Source organism: Burkholderia sp. AU33803 (genome assembly GCF_002223095.1).
Lineage (GTDB): Bacteria > Pseudomonadota > Gammaproteobacteria > Burkholderiales > Burkholderiaceae > Burkholderia.
The window spans coordinates 63,307-78,660 of sequence record NZ_NKFJ01000005.1; the positions used below are offsets into that span (position 1 = coordinate 63,307).

The window sequence follows — 15,354 nt, forward strand, 5'->3', positions numbered from 1 at the left end:
GCGCGTGGCGACCGGCACCGCGTGCCGCGAGAAGCACGACGGTATTCAGGCCCGAATGCGTTCCATTATAGACAGGCCAGGCGCACGGCCGGCGCAATTCCGCGGTGCGGCAACCGGGTGTGTGCGCCCGGGTGCCATTGTTATGCAGCCGACGACAGCTTCAGGCCGATCAGCCCCGCAACGATCAGCACGGCGCTCGCGACGCGCGCGACGCTCAACGCCTCGCCCATCATCACGATGCCGAACACGAACGCACCGACCGCGCCGATGCCGGTCCACACCGCGTACGCGGTGCCGAGCGGCAACTGGCGCATCGCGACCGCGAGCAGCCCGAAGCTGGCCAGCGCCGTCACGATCGTAAACACCGACGGACCGAGCTTCGTGAAGCCGTCCGACGATTTCATGCCGGCCGCCCAGGCCACTTCCAGCAAACCGGCAATGAACAACAATACCCACGCCATCTCGACGTACTCCGTATCGGATGGGGCCGTCCCCGTTGAAACGAATGACCCGGGGTCGTCCCCGGGCGGCGCCGAGTATAACAAGATGCTTACGGACACGGCGCGTGGCCGCGGCCGATCAGGGGCGCGATCGCGCCGCGCCCGGTCAGTTCGACACGCGCTTCGGCGTGACGGCGGCGACGCAGCGGTCGTCGCGGTACAGCGCCCACTCCTCGCACACGCGGCCATCCTTGAACACGCACATGCCGACCTGCCCGCTCGACAGGTTGCGGGTCGTGTGACGGCCGCCGAGCTTGGCGCAATTGACCGACGCGGGATTGGCCATCGCCTGCTGCTGCGAAGACGGTTGCTGCCCGGGCGGCAGCGGTTGGGCGAACGCGCCAGACGCGGCAAGCGCCAGCGCACAGATGACGACCAGACGGACGGACATTGCACGCTCCTCGTTTTCGTTCGCGGAACGGTCAGGATAACGGGGAATGAGCGCCGGGTGTGCAACGCGCGCGCCGGCCGCGAGACTGTCGCGCCGGCGCAACCCTGCCGGCACGCGACGTCACGCGCACGGGCGCCGCTGCGCCGCGGCTCCGTGCGTCATGCGGCGCCGACCAGCCGGTAGCCGACGCCCGTCTCCGTCACGATGTACTCGGGCTGCGCCGGGTCGCGTTCGAGCTTCTGGCGCAGGTGCGCCATGTAGATGCGCAGATAGTGGTGGCTTTCGACGTGCGACGGCCCCCACACGTCGCGCAGCAGCTGGCGGTGCGTGAGCACGCGTCCCGCGTGCCGCACGAGCGTCGCGAGCAGCCGGTATTCGAGCGGCGTCAGGTGCACGATCTCGTTGTCGCGCCACACCTGGCGCAGCGCGAGATCGACGGTCACGGTGCCGAAGGTCACCTTCGGCGACTCGTTCGCGCCGCCCTGGTTGCGCCGGCGCAGTTGCGCACGGATCCGCGCGCGCAGTTCGGACACGCCGAACGGCTTGGTCAGGTAATCGTCGGCGCCCGCATCGAGCGCCGCGACCTTCTCTTCTTCCTGCGTGCGCGCGGACAGCACGATCACCGGCACCTCGGACCAGCCGCGCAATTCCCGGATCACGTCGAGGCCGTCGGTATCGGGCAGGCCGAGGTCGACGATCACGAGATCGGGCTTGCGCGTCGCCGCGTCGATCAGCCCCTGCTTGCCCGTCTCGGCCTCGAACACCGCGATGTCCTCCTCCTCGAGCGCGGCGCGCACGAAACGGCGGATCTGCTTTTCGTCCTCGATCAGGACGACGGTCAGGCTGGGTTCACTCATGATCTGGCAATGATTCGGATGGGGACGACGCACCCGGCACTTCGGGTTCGTCGTCGGGTACGGCAGGCGCGGCCGGCGGTGTCTCGACCGGCAGCGTGAACCAGAAACGCGCGCCCGTCACGTGGCCGTCGGGTGCCGTACGGTTGAACGCGCCGATTTTACCGCCGTGCGCCTCGACGATCGCGCGGCAGATCGCGAGGCCGAGGCCGATGCCCGGCGTCGCCGATTCCTTCTCGCCGCGCGTGAACTTGTCGAAAATCCGCGTTTCCATCCCGGCCGGCAGGCCGGGACCGTAATCGTCGACGAGCACGCGCACGAACGGCAGCCCGTCGTCGGTCACGCGCTCGGCGCCGATGTCGAGCGGCGTATCGGCCGGCGTGTACTTCGCCGCGTTCTCGAACAGGTTGGTGAACAGTCGCTCCATCAGCACCGCGTCCATCTGCAGGAGCGGCAGGTCGGCCGGCAGCACGACGCGCGCCGGATGGCGCGCAAGCACGCGCTTGCAGGCGGCGAGCGCGGCGCCGACGGTTTCCTCGAGCAGCGACCACTGGCGCTTCAACTGCAGGCTGCCGGCCTGCAGCCGCGCCATGTCGAGCAGGTTCGTGACGATGCCCGTCATCCGCAGCGCCTCGTCGTGGATCGCGTCGACGAGTTCGCCCTCGCGCTGCGCAAAGCGTTCGGCCGCCGCGGCGTCGCCGCCCTGCGCGGCCGCGCGCCCGTTCGCGAGCATCGACGAGAAGCCGACGATCGTCGTGAGCGGCGTGCGCAGGTCGTGCGAGATCGCCGACAGCAGCGAGTTGCGCAGCCGCTCCGATTCCATGTTGACGAGCGCGTCGCGCGCGATCTCGACGTAGTGCACGCGTTCGAGCGCGAGCGCGATCTGCGCGGCGAACGCGTCGAGCATCCGCTGCTGCTCCGGCACCTCGAGTTCGCGCGGCTCGCGCGACGCGACCGCGAGCACGCCGCGCGTACGCATCGGCGCCTTCAGCGGCAGGTACAGCGCGGCCGTCGCGGGCAACGTATCGGTGCCGCGGCCGGCCGGCTTCTGCTGGTCGTACACCCACTGGCCGACGTCGCTGTCGAGGTCGGCGCCCGTCAGCGTGACGGCCGCATCGGGCTCCTCGATCTTCTGCCGCACCTTGTCCGCACTGTCGGGCAGCAGGAACGCGACGCGCGCGCGGAACACCTCGCCCACGTGACGGCTGCCGATCTCGACGATCTGCTCGGTCGTCAGCGCCGCGCCCAGCTCGCGCGCCATCGCGTAGATCGCGCCGGTGCGGCGCTCGCGGCGCTGCGCGACGCTCGCCTGGCGCGTCAGCGTCGACGTCAGGTGGCTGATCACGAGCGACGTCAGCAGCATCCCGAAGAAGGTCAGCAAGTATTGCGTGTCGCTGACCGAGAACGACATGCGCGGCGGCACGAAGAAGTAATCGAACGCGGCCACCGACAGGAACGACTGCAGCACGCCCGGGCCGCGCCCGAGCCGCACGGCCGAAAACACGACGCCGAGCAGGTACAGCATCACGAGGTTCGTGAGGTCGAGCCGCTCGGACACGAGGCTCGCGACGACCGTGATCGCCGCGCAGATCGCGGCCGCATACACGTAGTGCCGCGGCGGCGAACGGTGCGTGCCGAACTGCGCGAACGCGTCACGCCAGTCGCGCGCACCTGCGTCCAGCGGTGCCGCGCGCGCCTCGTCGCTCGCGGACGCCCGGATCAGCATCAGGTCGACGTCGCCCGCGCGCTCGGCCAGCTTCTCACCGAACGGCCGCACGAAGCGGCGCACGAGCCCGACCTTCGGCGAGCCGCCCGCGACGATCTTCGACACGTTGCGCACCTTCGCATAGCCGATCAGCGCGGCAACCGCGTCGGCGCCGGCGAGCGTGGCCGTCTCCGCGCCGAGCTCGGCCGCGAGCTTCAGCGCATCGAGCGTGCGCTGCCGTCGCGCATCGGGCAGCCGCTGCAGGCGCGGCGTCTCGACATAGACGGCGATCCAGTCGGCCTTCAGGCTCGCGGCGAGCCGCGCGGCCGCCCGCACGAGCGTCGGCGCCTCGGGGCCCGGCCCGACGCACACGAGCAGCCGCTCGCGGGCCTGCCAGATGCGCTGGATCGAGCGGTCGGCGCGGTATTCGCGCATCTGCGCGTCGACGCGATCGGCCGTACGCCGCAGCGCCAGTTCGCGCAGCGCGATCAGGTTGCCCTTGCGGAAGAAGTTGCGCACCGCACGCTCGGCCTGCTGCGCGAGATAGACCTTGCCGTCGCGCATCCGCTCGAGCAGCTCCTCGGCCGGCAGGTCGACGAGCGTGACTTCGTCGGCCGCATCGAACACGCGGTCGGGCACCGTCTCCCACACGCGGATGCCGGTGATCGCGCCGACCACGTCGTTCAGGCTTTCGAGGTGCTGGACGTTGACGGTCGTGTAGACGTCGATGCCCGCGTCGAGCAGTTCGTACACATCCTGCCAGCGCTTCAGGTGCCGCGCGCCCTGCACGTTCGAATGCGCGAGTTCGTCGACGAGGATCAGTTGCGGCTCACGCGCGAGCGCGCCGTCGAGATCGAATTCGGCGAGCGTGCGGCCGCGATACTCGATGCGCGCGAGCGGCAGCACGTCGAGGCCGTCGAGCAGCGCGGCGGTTTCGCTGCGCCCGTGGGTCTCGACGATGCCCACGACGACGTCGACGCCTTCCTGCAGGCGCTGGCGCGCGGCCTGCAGCATCGCGTAGGTCTTGCCGACACCTGCCGATGCGCCGAAGAAGATCTTGAGCTGGCCGCGCCGCTGTTTTTCTTCGTCACGCTGCAGCTTGTCGAGGAGTTGGTCTGGATCGGGACGATTCATGCGTCAGAAAGGCGGAGCGCCCGGATGCGCGCGAGTACGAGCATTGTTGTTCCAAATCGCCGCAAAAGGCAAAGACGGCGCATGCGCCGTCGGGAAAAGTCGCGTCCGGCGCGGATCGGGCCGCGCCGGACGCCGGTTGCCGCCGGAAACCCGGACGCGCGGTCAGTGCGCAGCCTGCGCCGCGTCGAGCGCGAGGTTCAGCTGCAGCACGTTCACGCGCGGTTCGCCGAACACGCCAAACTGGCGGCCCTTCGTGTTCGCGGCGACGAGCTGCGCGACCGCGTCGGGCGCCAGGTTGCGTGCCTTCGCGACGCGCTCGACCTGGTACGCGGCGGCGGCCGGCGTGATTTCCGGATCGAGGCCGCTAGCCGACGCCGTCACGAGGTCGACCGGCACGGGCTTCGACATGTCGGTGCCCGCGTCGCGCAGCGCGGCGATGCGCCCCTTCACCTGGTCGGCAAGCGACGGGTTCAGCGGGCCGAGGTTCGAGCCGCCGGAGCCGGTCGCGTTGTACGGCATCGGCGTCGTGGCCGACAGGCGGCCCCAGAAGTACTTCGGCGCATCGAACGGCTGGCCGATCAGCGAGGAGCCGACCGCCTTGCCGTCCTTCTCGATCAGGCTGCCGTTCGCCTGCGACGGGAACACGGCCTGGCCGAACACGGTCATCACGGCCGGGTAGGCGAGCCCCGTCACGGCAGTCAGGACGACAAAGAGCACGACGAGCGGACGAATCAACGTTTTCATGATGTTTCCTTCAAATACGGCCGGCTCAGGCCCAGCCGAGTGCAGCGAGCGTCATGTCGATCAGCTTGATGAACGGGAACGGCAGCAGCACGCCGCCGAGGCCGTACACCAGCAGGTTGCGGCGCAGGAGCGACGCCGCGCCGAGCGGCCGGTACGTGACGCCCTTCAGCGCCAGCGGAATCAGCGCGACGATGATCAGCGCGTTGAAGATCACCGCCGACAGGATCGCCGACGCCGGCGACGTCAGGTGCATGATGTCGAGCACGCGCAGCTGCGGGTAGGTCGTCACGAACGCGGCCGGGATGATCGCGAAGTACTTCGCGATGTCGTTCGCGATCGAGAACGTCGTCAGCGAACCGCGCGTCATCAGCATCTGCTTGCCGATCTCGACGATCTCGATCAGCTTCGTCGGGTTCGAGTCGAGGTCGACCATGTTGCCGGCTTCCTTCGCCGCCTGCGTGCCGGTGTTCATCGCCACGGCGACGTCGGCCTGCGCGAGCGCCGGCGCGTCGTTGGTGCCGTCGCCCGTCATTGCAACCAGACGGCCCGCCGCCTGATGCTCGCGGATCGTCGCGAGCTTGGTTTCCGGCGTCGCTTCCGCGAGGAAGTCGTCGACGCCCGCTTCCGCCGCGATCGCCGCGGCCGTCAGCCGGTTGTCGCCCGTCACCATCACGGTCTTGATGCCCATCTTGCGCAGCTCCGCGAAGCGCTCCTTGATGCCGCCCTTCACGATGTCCTTCAGCTCGATCACGCCGAGCACGCGGGCCGCCCCTTCGTGCAGGTCGGCCACGACGAGCGGCGTGCTGCCGCGGCGCGCGACTTCGTCGACCGCGCGGCGCACTTCTTCCGGGAAGCGGCTGCCATGCGTCTCGACGTAGTTGCGGATCGCGTCGGCCGCACCCTTGCGGATTTCACGGCCCGGCAGGTCGACGCCGCTCATCCGCGTCTGCGCGGAGAAGCCAATGAACGTCGCGTGCAGTTGCCCCATGTCGCGCTGGCGAATGTTGAAGCGCTCCTTCGCGAGCACGACGATGCTGCGGCCTTCCGGCGTTTCGTCGGCGAGCGACGACAGTTGCGCGGCATCGGCCAGCGCTTCCTCGGTCACGAACGGCGCGGGTACGAACGCCGACGCCTGGCGGTTGCCGAGCGTGATCGTGCCGGTCTTGTCGAGCAGCAGCACGTCCACGTCGCCGGCGGCTTCCACCGCGCGGCCCGACGTCGCGATCACGTTGGCCTGCATCATCCGGCTCATCCCGGCCACGCCGATCGCGGACAACAGGCCGCCGATCGTCGTCGGGATCAGGCACACGAGCAGCGCGACGAGCGCGGTGATCGTCACCACGTGGCCGGCCTTCATCGCTTCGACCGAGAACATCGAGAACGGCAGCAGCGTGGCGGTGGCGAGCAGCATCACGATCGTCAGCGCGACGAGCAGGATCGTCAGCGCGATCTCGTTCGGCGTCTTCTTGCGCTTCGCCCCTTCGACCATCGCGATCATCCGGTCGAGGAACGCCTCGCCCGGGTTCGCGGTGACCCTGACGACGATCCAGTCCGACAGCACGCGCGTGCCGCCCGTGACCGACGAGAAGTCGCCGCCCGATTCGCGGATCACCGGTGCGGATTCGCCGGTGATCGCCGATTCGTCGACCGACGCGACACCGTCGACCACCTCGCCGTCGGCCGGGATCACGTCGCCGGCCTCGACCAGCACGACGTCGCCCTTGCGCAGCTCGGTCGCGGTCGTGATGCGGATCGGCGACTTCGGATGCGGCTCGTTGAGCTTCTTCGCCATCACGTCTTTCTTCGCGCTGCGCAGCGACGCGGCCTGCGCCTTCGAGCGCCCTTCGGCGAGCGCTTCGGCGAAGTTCGCGAACAGCACGGTGAACCACAGCCACAGCGCGATCGCGAGGATGAAGCCCGCGGGCGCCTCGGCCTGGCCGGCGAGCGCCGCGATCCACAGGATCGTGGTCAGGATGCTGCCGACGTACACGCAGAACATCACCGGGTTGCGGAACTGCGTGCGCGGCGTGAGTTTCTTGAACGAGTCCACGATCGCCGGGCGCAGCAGCGCCGGATCGAACATGGACCGTGTTGCGGAATGTTGAGTCATTGCGATCTCTTCAATCTCTTCAGTCTTTTCAATGTGTCGCCATAAGGGCGCGCATCACGCGCCCAGCCACATCATCAGGTGCTCGACGCCCGGGCCGAGCGCGAGCGCCGGCACGTAGGTCAGCGCGCCCACCAGCAGCACGGTGCCGAGCAGCAGCACGACGAACAGCGGACCGTGCGTCGGCAGCGTGCCGCTCGTCGCCGCGATGCGTTTCTTCGCGGCGAGCGAACCGGCGATCGCCAGCACCGGCACGATCGTGCCGAAGCGGCCGAACCACATCGCGATCGCGGTCGTCCAGTTGTAGAACGGCGTGCCGACCGTCAGGCCCGCGAACGCGCTGCCGTTGTTGTTGGCGGCCGAGCTGAACGCGTACAGGATTTCCGAGAAGCCGTGCGGCCCCGGATTCGCGATGCCGGCCTTGCCCGCGTCGGCGAGCACGGCGATCGACGTACCGACCAGCACCAGCAGCGGCGTGAGCAGCACGACGATCGACACCATCTTCATCTCGTACGACTCGATCTTCTTGCCGACGTATTCCGGCGTGCGGCCGATCATCAGGCCGGCGACGAACACCGCGAGCAGCGCGAACACGAGCATCCCGTAGAGACCCGAGCCGACCCCGCCGTAGATCACTTCACCGAGCTGCATCAACAGCATCGGCACGAGGCCGCCGAGCGGCGTCAGCGAATCGTGCATCGTGTCGACGGCGCCGCACGACGCGGCCGTGGTCGCGACCGTGAAGATGCCGGTCTGCGCGATACCGAAGCGCGTTTCCTTGCCTTCCATGTTGCCGCCCGGCTGCAGCGCGCTCGTCGACTGGTCGACGTGCAGCGCGGCGAGCGTCGGGTTGCCGGCCTGCTCGGCGCTCACCTCGAAGCCGATCGCGATCACGAACGCGACCGTCATCGCCGCGAGCACGGCGATGCCCTGCCGGCGGTCGCCGATCATGCGGCCGAACACGAGACACAGTGCGGCCGGGATGATCAGGATCGCGAAGATCTGCAGGAAGTTCGCGAACGGCGTCGGGTTTTCGTACGGGTGCGCGGAGTTCGCGTTGAAGAAGCCGCCACCGTTGGTGCCGAGCATCTTGATCGCTTCCTGCGACGCAACCGGGCCCATCGCGAGCGTCTGCTTCGTGAGCGGGGTCGGCACCGTCACCGGGTTGCCCTTGTCGTCCTTCACCGGATTGCCCTGCGCGTCGAGCTTCGGCGCGGCGTAGGTGCTCGCCTGCAGCACCGGCACGTCCTGGTACGACTTCATGTTCTGGATCACGCCCTGGCTCATCAGCAGCGCGGCGAGGATCATCGACATCGGCACGAGCACGTACATCGTCACGCGCGTGAGGTCGACCCAGAAGTTGCCGATGGTCTGCGCGGTATGACGTGCGAAACCGCGGATCAGCGCGATCACGACGACGATGCCGGTTGCCGCCGACAGGAAGTTCTGCACCGTCAGGCCGAGCATCTGCGTCAGGTAGCTGACGGTCTGCTCGGGCGTGTAGTCCTGCCAGTTCGTGTTGGTGACGAAGCTGACGGCCGTGTTGAACGCGCCGTCGACCGTCATCGCACCGAACTGCTGCGGGTTGCCGGGCAGGAAGCCCTGCAGGCGCAGCAGGCCGTAGAGGAACAGCGCGCCGAGCGCGTTGAACGCGATCGTCGCGACCGCGTACTGCTTCCAGTTCATCTCGCTGCCGGCGTCGACGCCGGCGATGCGGTACAGCGCGCGCTCGAGCGGCCCGAACACGCGCACGACGCGCGAACTGCCGTCCATCACCGCGGACAGATAGCGCGCGACCGGAACGGCCGCCGCCAGCAGCACGACGATGAAGAGCAGCGTCTGAAAGAGATTGTTCGCGTTCATTCGATGTCCTCCGCGCGCAGCAGCGCAAAGACGAGATACGCGAACAGCAGGGCCGTCGAGGCGCCCGCCAGCCAAAGCATCCAGGTCATGCTCGCCCCCCGCGACCGTATTGCACGAGCTTGTCGCAACCGGCAATCAAACCGAGGATCAGCGCGGTGAAGAGCACCAGTGCGCCGATAAATACCCCATCCATTTTTCTGTTCTCCATCGTCGAAATCAGACGACTAGAACCTTATGGGAACGCACGTAAAGGACGGGTCAAAGGTATCGGGGCGCGTATAAAAAACGCGTAAACGTGGAATTCGGGTGGAGGATGGCGGGAGGCGGGAGGCGGGACGGGCGGCGCCGTGGCGCCGCCCGGACAAGCGCGTGCCGGCATGGCGCCGGCACGGGGAGACCAGTCAGGGAACGAGGATCGTCGAGCCGGTGGTCTTGCGCGCTTCGAGATCCTCATGCGCGCGGCCGACTTCCGCGAGCGGGTAGCGCTGGTTGATGCTCGTCTTCACCTTGCCCGACAGGATCACGTCGAACAGCTCGGCGGCCGCGGCTTCGAGATCGGCGCGCTTCGCGATGTACGAGAACAGCGTGGGGCGCGTAAAGAACAACGAGCCGCGCGACGAGAATTCCTTCGAGTCGATCGGCGGCAGCGGGCCCGACGCGTTGCCGAAGCTGACGAAATAGCCGAGCGGCGCAAGGCTATCGAGCGAGCCGATGTAAGTGTCCTTGCCGATCGAGTCGTAGACGACCGGCACGCCTGCGCCGTTCGTGATCTCCTTCACGCGCTGCGTGAAGTTCTCGCGCGTGTAGACGATCGGATGGTCGCAGCCGTGCGCCTTCGCGAGTGCGGCCTTCTCGTCGGAGCCGACCGTCCCGATCACGGTCGCGCCGAGCGCCTTCGCCCACTGGCACACCAGGAGGCCGACACCGCCGGCCGCCGCGTGGATCAGGATCGTGTCGCCGGCCTTCACCGGATACGTGCGGCGCAGCAGGTAGTGCGCGGTCAGGCCCTGCAGCATCACCGACGCCGCGTCGTCGTAGCTGATGCCGTCCGGCAGCTTCACGAGCCGCTCGGCCGGCATCACGCGCTCCTGCGCGTAGGCGCCCGGCGGCTGCCCGACGTACGCGACGCGGTCGCCCGCCTTGAACGCGGTCACGCCTTCGCCGACGGCCGTCACCTCGCCCGCCGCCTCCATCCCGAGACCGCCGGGCAGCGCTTGCGGGTACAAACCGGTGCGGAAATAGACGTCGATGTAGTTGAGACCGACCGCGTGCTGCCGGATGCGGACTTCACCTGCCTTCGGTTCGCCGACCTCGACATCGACCCACTTCATCACGTCCGGGCCGCCCGGCTGGTCGTATCGGATTGCTTTCGGCATCGTTTCGCTCCTCGTGTCTGATTCGGTCAGGGAAAAATCCGGGTCGCCGATCCGCGGAGCCCGGCCTCATGCGGGTACCGGGCGGCAGGCGCGCGTCGCGACGCACGATTCTCGCGCGCCGCGGCCATCCGTGCATGGCCCTGCCGCCAGCAGGGGCAATCGGGCGCGGGCCGCCCTCAGCAGACGTCCTGCATGTTGCGCGCCAGATCGTCGAGCAGCATCCGCGCGGTGGCGACGTTGGTCGCGACCGGTACGTCGTGCACGTCGCAGGCACGCACGAGCGCGGTGATGTCGGGGTCGTGCGGCTGCGCGGTCATCGGGTCGCGCAGGAACACGACGATGTCGATGCGGCCGTCGGCCAGTTCCGCACCGATCTGCAGGTCGCCGCCGAGCGGCCCAGACAGCTTGCGCTCGACCTCGAGCCCGTGCGCGTCCGCGATGCGGCCGCCCGTCGTGCCGGTCGCCACCAGCCGGCATTGCGCGAGCGTCGTGCGGAATTCGCCCGCGAGCGCGACGATCTCGTCCTTCTTCGCGTCGTGCGCAATCAATGCGATGCGGGGTTTGCTCATCTCCAGATCCTTCGTGTCAGGTGGTTGTCGTGAAAGGCGGCGCGTGCGTCAGAACGTGCCCGGATACGAGCCGCCGTCGAGCAGCCAGTTCTGCCCGGTGATGTAGCCGGCGTGCACGCTGCACAGGAACGCGCACGCCGCGCCAAATTCCGCACGGGTGCCGAGGCGGCCGGCCGGGATGTCCTTCGTGCGCCGCGCGCGCATCTCGTCGACGCTCACACCCTGCGCCTTCGCCGACGCGGCGAGCGTGGTCGCGATCCGGTCGGTGTCGAACAGGCCCGGCAGCAGGTTGTTGATCGTCACGCCCTGCCCCGCGACCTTGCGCGACAGCCCCGCGACGAAGCCGGTCAGCCCCGAGCGAGCCCCGTTCGACAGCGCGAGCACGTCGATCGGCGCCTTCACGGCCGAGCTGGTGATGTTGACGATCCGGCCGAAGCCGCGCGCGATCATCCCGTCGACGGTCGCGCGGATCAGCTCGATCGGCGTCAGCATGTTCGCTTCGAGCGCGCGGATCCAGTCGTCGTGCGAGAAGTCGCGGAAGTCGCCGGGCGGCGGGCCGCCGGCATTCGTCACGAGAATGTCCGGCTGCGGGCACGCGGCGAGCGCGGCCGCGCGCCCGTCCGGCGTCGTGATGTCGCAGGCGACCGCGGTCACCGACACGTTCGCGCCGGCGCGGATCTCCTCCGCGGTTTCCTCCAGCGTGGCGCGCGTGCGCGCGACGATCACGAGGTTCACGCCCTCGGCGGCCAGCGCTTCCGCGCAGCCGCGACCGAGCCCCTTGCTTGCCGCGCACACCAGCGCGGTCTTTCCTTCGATGCCGAGATCCATCGTCGATTCCTTGGTGGCGACACGCGCCGGCTCGGCCCGATCACGCCGGCGCACGGACCCCGGACGGGTCAGGCGGGCAATCGGGCGGGCACGGGCGCGCGGATTGTCGTGAGACGTCGATATTATCCGGATCATGCGGCGCGCCTTGGTAAAATTGCGGGCATAAGCGCGCGGCCGGCTTGCGCCCGCCACCGCCCCCGATCCTCTTTTGCCGCCAAGGCGCCCCCGTCATGAAACAGGACAGCCGTTTCCCGAATCTCTTCATCACCGATCACCCGCTGATCCAGCACAAGCTCACGCACATGCGCGACAAGGACACGTCCACGCGCACGTTCCGCGAGCTGCTGCGCGAAATCACGCTGCTGATGGGCTATGAGATCACCCGCAACCTGCCGATCACGACCAAGCGGGTCGAAACCCCGCTCGTCGAGGTCGACGCGCCGGTGATCGCGGGCAAGAAGCTGGCGATCGTGCCGGTGCTGCGCGCGGGCATCGGGATGTCGGACGGCCTGCTCGACCTGGTTCCGTCGGCCCGCGTCGGCCACATCGGCGTGTATCGCGCCGACGACCATCGCCCGGTCGAATACCTGGTGCGCCTGCCGGATCTGGAAGACCGCATCTTCATCCTGTGCGACCCGATGGTCGCGACCGGCTACTCGGCCGTGCACGCGGTCGACGTGCTGAAGCGCCGCAACGTGCCGGCCGCGAACATCATGTTCGTCGCGCTGGTCGCCGCGCCCGAAGGCGTGCAGGTGTTCCAGGACGCGCACCCGGACGTGAAGCTGTTCGTCGCGTCGCTCGATTCGCACCTGAACGAGCATGCGTACATCGTGCCGGGCCTCGGCGACGCGGGCGACCGCCTGTTCGGCACCAAGAACTGAGCCCCGGTACGGCCGCGCGGCGCGCGGCCCGGCTCGCGACGGCCCGCCTGGCCGTCCGGCCATGCGCGGCGGCCCCGATCCGGCGGTCGCCGCGTGATAAAATCTCGATCCACTCGACACGCGCGGCCCCGCGGCTTCATGCCCGCCGACACGGCCGCCGATTCAACGACACACTGAAACAATCGCCCGCGCTGTGCGCCCGGGCACGGAGAAAGGTATGGCTGGTCATTCGAAATGGGCCAACATCAAGCATAAGAAGGCAGCGGCCGACGCGAAGCGCGGCAAGATCTGGACCCGCCTGATCAAGGAAATCCAGGTCGCGGCGCGCCTCGGCGGCGGTGACGTCAACTCGAACCCGCGCCTGCGTCTGGCGGTCGACAAGGCGGCCGACGCGAACATGCCGAAGGACAACGTCAAGCGCGCGATCGATCGCGGCGTCGGCGGCGCGGATGGCGCGAACTACGAGGAAATCCGCTACGAAGGCTACGGCATCAGCGGCGCGGCGATCATCGTCGACACGCTGACCGACAACCGCACCCGCACGGTCGCGGAAGTCCGCCATGCATTCTCGAAGTTCGGCGGCAACATGGGCACCGACGGCTCGGTCGCATTCATGTTCGATCACGTCGGCCAGTTCCTGTTCGCACCGGGCACGTCGGAAGACGCGCTGATGGAAGCCGCGCTCGAAGCCGGCGCGAACGACGTGAACACGAACGACGACGGTTCGATCGAAGTGCTGTGCGACTGGCAGGCATTCTCGGCGGTGAAGGACGCGCTCGAAGCCGGCGGCTTCAAGGCCGAGCTCGCCGAAGTGACGATGAAGCCGCAGAACGAAGTCGAATTCACCGGCGACGACGCGGTGAAGATGCAGAAGCTCCTCGACGCGCTCGAGAACCTCGACGACGTGCAGGACGTGTATACGAACGCCGTCATCGTCGAGGAATGAGGTGCCGGCCGCCGTGTTCCTGTCGCGGCGGCGGCCCGACCGAATCCGCGGCCGGCGCGCCTGAGCGTGCCGGCCGCCCTGTTTTCTAGTCTGCGGGGAATCCCATGAAACTACTCGTCGTCGGTTCCGGCGGCCGCGAACATGCGCTGGCGTGGAAACTCGCGCAGTCGCCGCGCGTCCAGATGGTCTACGTCGCGCCCGGCAATGGCGGCACGGCGCAGGACGAGCGCCTGAAGAACGTCGACATCACGGCGCTCGACGAACTCGCCGATTTCGCGGAACGCGAAGGCGTCGCGTTCACGCTCGTCGGGCCGGAAGCGCCGCTCGCGGCCGGCATCGTCAACCTGTTCCGCGCACGCGGCCTGAAGGTCTTCGGCCCGACCCGCGAAGCCGCGCAGCTCGAGAGCTCGAAGGATTTCGCGAAGGCGTTCATGAAGCGCCACGGCATCCCGACCGCCGAGTACGAAACGTTCTCCGACGTCGCCGCCGCGCACGCGTACATCGACGCGAAGGGTGCGCCGATCGTCGTGAAGGCCGACGGCCTCGCGGCCGGCAAGGGCGTCGTCGTCGCGATGACGCTGGAAGAGGCGCACGAAGCGGTCGACATGATGCTGTCGGGCAACAAGCTCGGCGACGCCGGCGCGCGTGTCGTGATCGAGGAATTCCTCGACGGCGAGGAAGCGAGCTTCATCGTGATGGTCGACGGCAAGCACGCGCTGGCGCTGGCGTCCAGCCAGGACCACAAGCGCCTGCTGGATGAAGACCGCGGCCCGAACACCGGCGGCATGGGCGCGTATTCGCCCGCGCCGATCGTCACGCCGCAGATGCACGCACGCGTGATGCGCGAGATCATCATGCCGACCGTGCGCGGGATGGAGAAGGACGGCATCCGCTTCACGGGCTTCCTGTATGCGGGCCTGATGATCGACAAGGAAGGCAATCCGCGCACGCTCGAGTTCAACTGCCGGATGGGCGACCCGGAAACGCAGCCGATCATGGCGCGCCTGAAGAGCGATTTCTCGAAGGTCGTCGAGCAGGCGATCGCGGGCACGCTCGACACGGTCGAGCTCGACTGGGACCGCCGCACCGCGCTGGGCGTCGTGCTGGCCGCACACGGTTATCCGGACGCGCCGCGCAAGGGCGACCGCATCAACGGTATCCCGGCCGAGACCGAACAGGCCGTCACGTTCCATGCAGGCACGACGCTCGACGGCGACAAGCTGACGACGTCCGGCGGCCGCGTGCTGTGCGTGGTCGGCCTCGCCGATTCGGTGCGCGAAGCGCAACAGCATGCGTACGAGACGATCAACCAGATCAATTTCGAAGGCATGCAATACCGCCGCGACATCGGCTTCCGCGCACTCAACCGCAAGAGCGCGTGACGTTGCAATTGCCGCCCCGCCCGCGCGCGGCGGCGGCCCCTCTGCCGGGGTTCGTTAGAATGCCCGGCAGAAGC

General features: G+C 68.4%; 15 protein-coding genes. 3 read left to right on the plus strand and 12 right to left on the minus strand.

Annotation, left to right across the window (positions count from 1 at the left end):
* Positions 1–140: 140 nt before the first annotated feature.
* From sugE to CFB41_RS12160, 12 genes are all read right to left on the minus strand, one after another.
* Positions 141–461 carry a quaternary ammonium compound efflux SMR transporter SugE gene (sugE, locus tag CFB41_RS12110; RefSeq protein WP_071334771.1) on the minus strand — a complete coding sequence of 107 codons (321 nt, stop codon included), beginning with the start codon at positions 459–461 and terminating at the stop codon, positions 141–143.
* A 145-nt stretch (positions 462–606) separates the two neighbouring features.
* Positions 607–891: a DUF333 domain-containing protein gene (locus CFB41_RS12115; protein ID WP_089440683.1), complete on the minus strand. Its 285-nt coding sequence runs from the start codon at positions 889–891 to the stop codon at positions 607–609.
* A gap of 158 nt (positions 892–1,049) precedes the next feature.
* On the minus strand, positions 1,050–1,748 hold the full coding sequence (kdpE, locus tag CFB41_RS12120; RefSeq protein ID WP_039370506.1) for a two-component system response regulator KdpE: 699 nt from the start codon (positions 1,746–1,748) through the stop codon (positions 1,050–1,052).
* The gene (locus CFB41_RS12125; RefSeq protein WP_089440684.1) at positions 1,741–4,584 is read right to left on the minus strand and encodes a DUF4118 domain-containing protein; all 2,844 of its coding nucleotides are present in this window, start codon (positions 4,582–4,584) and stop codon (positions 1,741–1,743) included. The genes kdpE and CFB41_RS12125 overlap by 8 nt, the downstream gene beginning before the upstream one ends.
* 162 nt (positions 4,585–4,746) lie before the next feature.
* Positions 4,747–5,328 carry a potassium-transporting ATPase subunit KdpC gene (gene kdpC, locus CFB41_RS12130; RefSeq protein WP_089440685.1) on the minus strand — a complete coding sequence of 194 codons (582 nt, stop codon included), beginning with the start codon at positions 5,326–5,328 and terminating at the stop codon, positions 4,747–4,749.
* Positions 5,329–5,353: 25 nt separating this feature from the next.
* Positions 5,354–7,438: a potassium-transporting ATPase subunit KdpB gene (gene kdpB, locus CFB41_RS12135; RefSeq protein ID WP_089456654.1), complete on the minus strand. Its 2,085-nt coding sequence runs from the start codon at positions 7,436–7,438 to the stop codon at positions 5,354–5,356.
* Between the two features lie 54 nt (positions 7,439–7,492).
* A complete protein-coding gene (kdpA, locus tag CFB41_RS12140) occupies positions 7,493–9,298 on the minus strand; it encodes a potassium-transporting ATPase subunit KdpA (RefSeq protein ID WP_089440687.1) in 1,806 nt (601 codons plus the stop codon).
* Positions 9,295–9,387 carry a K(+)-transporting ATPase subunit F gene (gene kdpF, locus CFB41_RS12145; RefSeq protein WP_006752209.1) on the minus strand — a complete coding sequence of 31 codons (93 nt, stop codon included), beginning with the start codon at positions 9,385–9,387 and terminating at the stop codon, positions 9,295–9,297. The genes kdpA and kdpF overlap by 4 nt, the downstream gene beginning before the upstream one ends.
* A complete protein-coding gene (locus CFB41_RS38575; RefSeq protein WP_256093628.1) occupies positions 9,384–9,506 on the minus strand; it encodes a hypothetical protein in 123 nt (40 codons plus the stop codon). The genes kdpF and CFB41_RS38575 overlap by 4 nt, the downstream gene beginning before the upstream one ends.
* A gap of 193 nt (positions 9,507–9,699) precedes the next feature.
* Entirely contained in the window at positions 9,700–10,674 is a 975-nt protein-coding gene (locus CFB41_RS12150) for a quinone oxidoreductase (RefSeq protein WP_089456655.1), read from the minus strand.
* A gap of 176 nt (positions 10,675–10,850) precedes the next feature.
* Positions 10,851–11,243 (minus strand): methylglyoxal synthase, encoded by a 393-nt coding sequence (locus CFB41_RS12155; protein WP_043188929.1) that lies wholly within the window; start codon positions 11,241–11,243, stop codon positions 10,851–10,853.
* A 48-nt stretch (positions 11,244–11,291) separates the two neighbouring features.
* A complete protein-coding gene (locus CFB41_RS12160) occupies positions 11,292–12,071 on the minus strand; it encodes an SDR family oxidoreductase (protein ID WP_089440689.1) in 780 nt (259 codons plus the stop codon).
* 230 nt (positions 12,072–12,301) lie between these two features.
* Between CFB41_RS12160 and upp the strand changes: the two genes are divergently transcribed.
* From upp to purD, 3 genes are all read left to right on the plus strand, one after another.
* Positions 12,302–12,952, plus strand: coding sequence for a uracil phosphoribosyltransferase (upp, locus tag CFB41_RS12165; RefSeq protein WP_011352740.1), 651 nt, complete (start codon positions 12,302–12,304; stop codon positions 12,950–12,952).
* A gap of 217 nt (positions 12,953–13,169) precedes the next feature.
* A complete protein-coding gene (locus CFB41_RS12170) occupies positions 13,170–13,898 on the plus strand; it encodes a YebC/PmpR family DNA-binding transcriptional regulator (RefSeq protein ID WP_089440690.1) in 729 nt (242 codons plus the stop codon).
* Positions 13,899–14,002: 104 nt separating this feature from the next.
* A complete protein-coding gene (gene purD, locus CFB41_RS12175; protein ID WP_039370477.1) occupies positions 14,003–15,280 on the plus strand; it encodes a phosphoribosylamine--glycine ligase in 1,278 nt (425 codons plus the stop codon).
* The last annotated feature ends 74 nt before the right edge of the window (positions 15,281–15,354 follow it).

Bases quoted from the DNA above. Each gene is read 5' to 3' on its own strand.
- sugE (WP_071334771.1), bottom strand. From the start codon at position 461: ATGGCGTGGGTATTGTTGTTCATTGCCGGTTTGCTGGAAGTGGCCTGG.
- CFB41_RS12115 (WP_089440683.1), bottom strand. From the start codon at position 891: ATGTCCGTCCGTCTGGTCGTCATCTGTGCGCTGGCGCTTGCCGCGTCT.
- kdpE (WP_039370506.1), bottom strand. From the start codon at position 1,748: ATGAGTGAACCCAGCCTGACCGTCGTCCTGATCGAGGACGAAAAGCAG.
- CFB41_RS12125 (WP_089440684.1), bottom strand. From the start codon at position 4,584: ATGAATCGTCCCGATCCAGACCAACTCCTCGACAAGCTGCAGCGTGAC.
- kdpC (WP_089440685.1), bottom strand. From the start codon at position 5,328: ATGAAAACGTTGATTCGTCCGCTCGTCGTGCTCTTTGTCGTCCTGACT.
- kdpB (WP_089456654.1), bottom strand. From the start codon at position 7,438: ATGACTCAACATTCCGCAACACGGTCCATGTTCGATCCGGCGCTGCTG.
- kdpA (WP_089440687.1), bottom strand. From the start codon at position 9,298: ATGAACGCGAACAATCTCTTTCAGACGCTGCTCTTCATCGTCGTGCTG.
- kdpF (WP_006752209.1), bottom strand. From the start codon at position 9,387: ATGACCTGGATGCTTTGGCTGGCGGGCGCCTCGACGGCCCTGCTGTTC.
- CFB41_RS38575 (WP_256093628.1), bottom strand. From the start codon at position 9,506: ATGGAGAACAGAAAAATGGATGGGGTATTTATCGGCGCACTGGTGCTC.
- CFB41_RS12150 (WP_089456655.1), bottom strand. From the start codon at position 10,674: ATGCCGAAAGCAATCCGATACGACCAGCCGGGCGGCCCGGACGTGATG.
- CFB41_RS12155 (WP_043188929.1), bottom strand. From the start codon at position 11,243: ATGAGCAAACCCCGCATCGCATTGATTGCGCACGACGCGAAGAAGGAC.
- CFB41_RS12160 (WP_089440689.1), bottom strand. From the start codon at position 12,071: ATGGATCTCGGCATCGAAGGAAAGACCGCGCTGGTGTGCGCGGCAAGC.
- upp (WP_011352740.1), top strand. From the start codon at position 12,302: ATGAAACAGGACAGCCGTTTCCCGAATCTCTTCATCACCGATCACCCG.
- CFB41_RS12170 (WP_089440690.1), top strand. From the start codon at position 13,170: ATGGCTGGTCATTCGAAATGGGCCAACATCAAGCATAAGAAGGCAGCG.
- purD (WP_039370477.1), top strand. From the start codon at position 14,003: ATGAAACTACTCGTCGTCGGTTCCGGCGGCCGCGAACATGCGCTGGCG.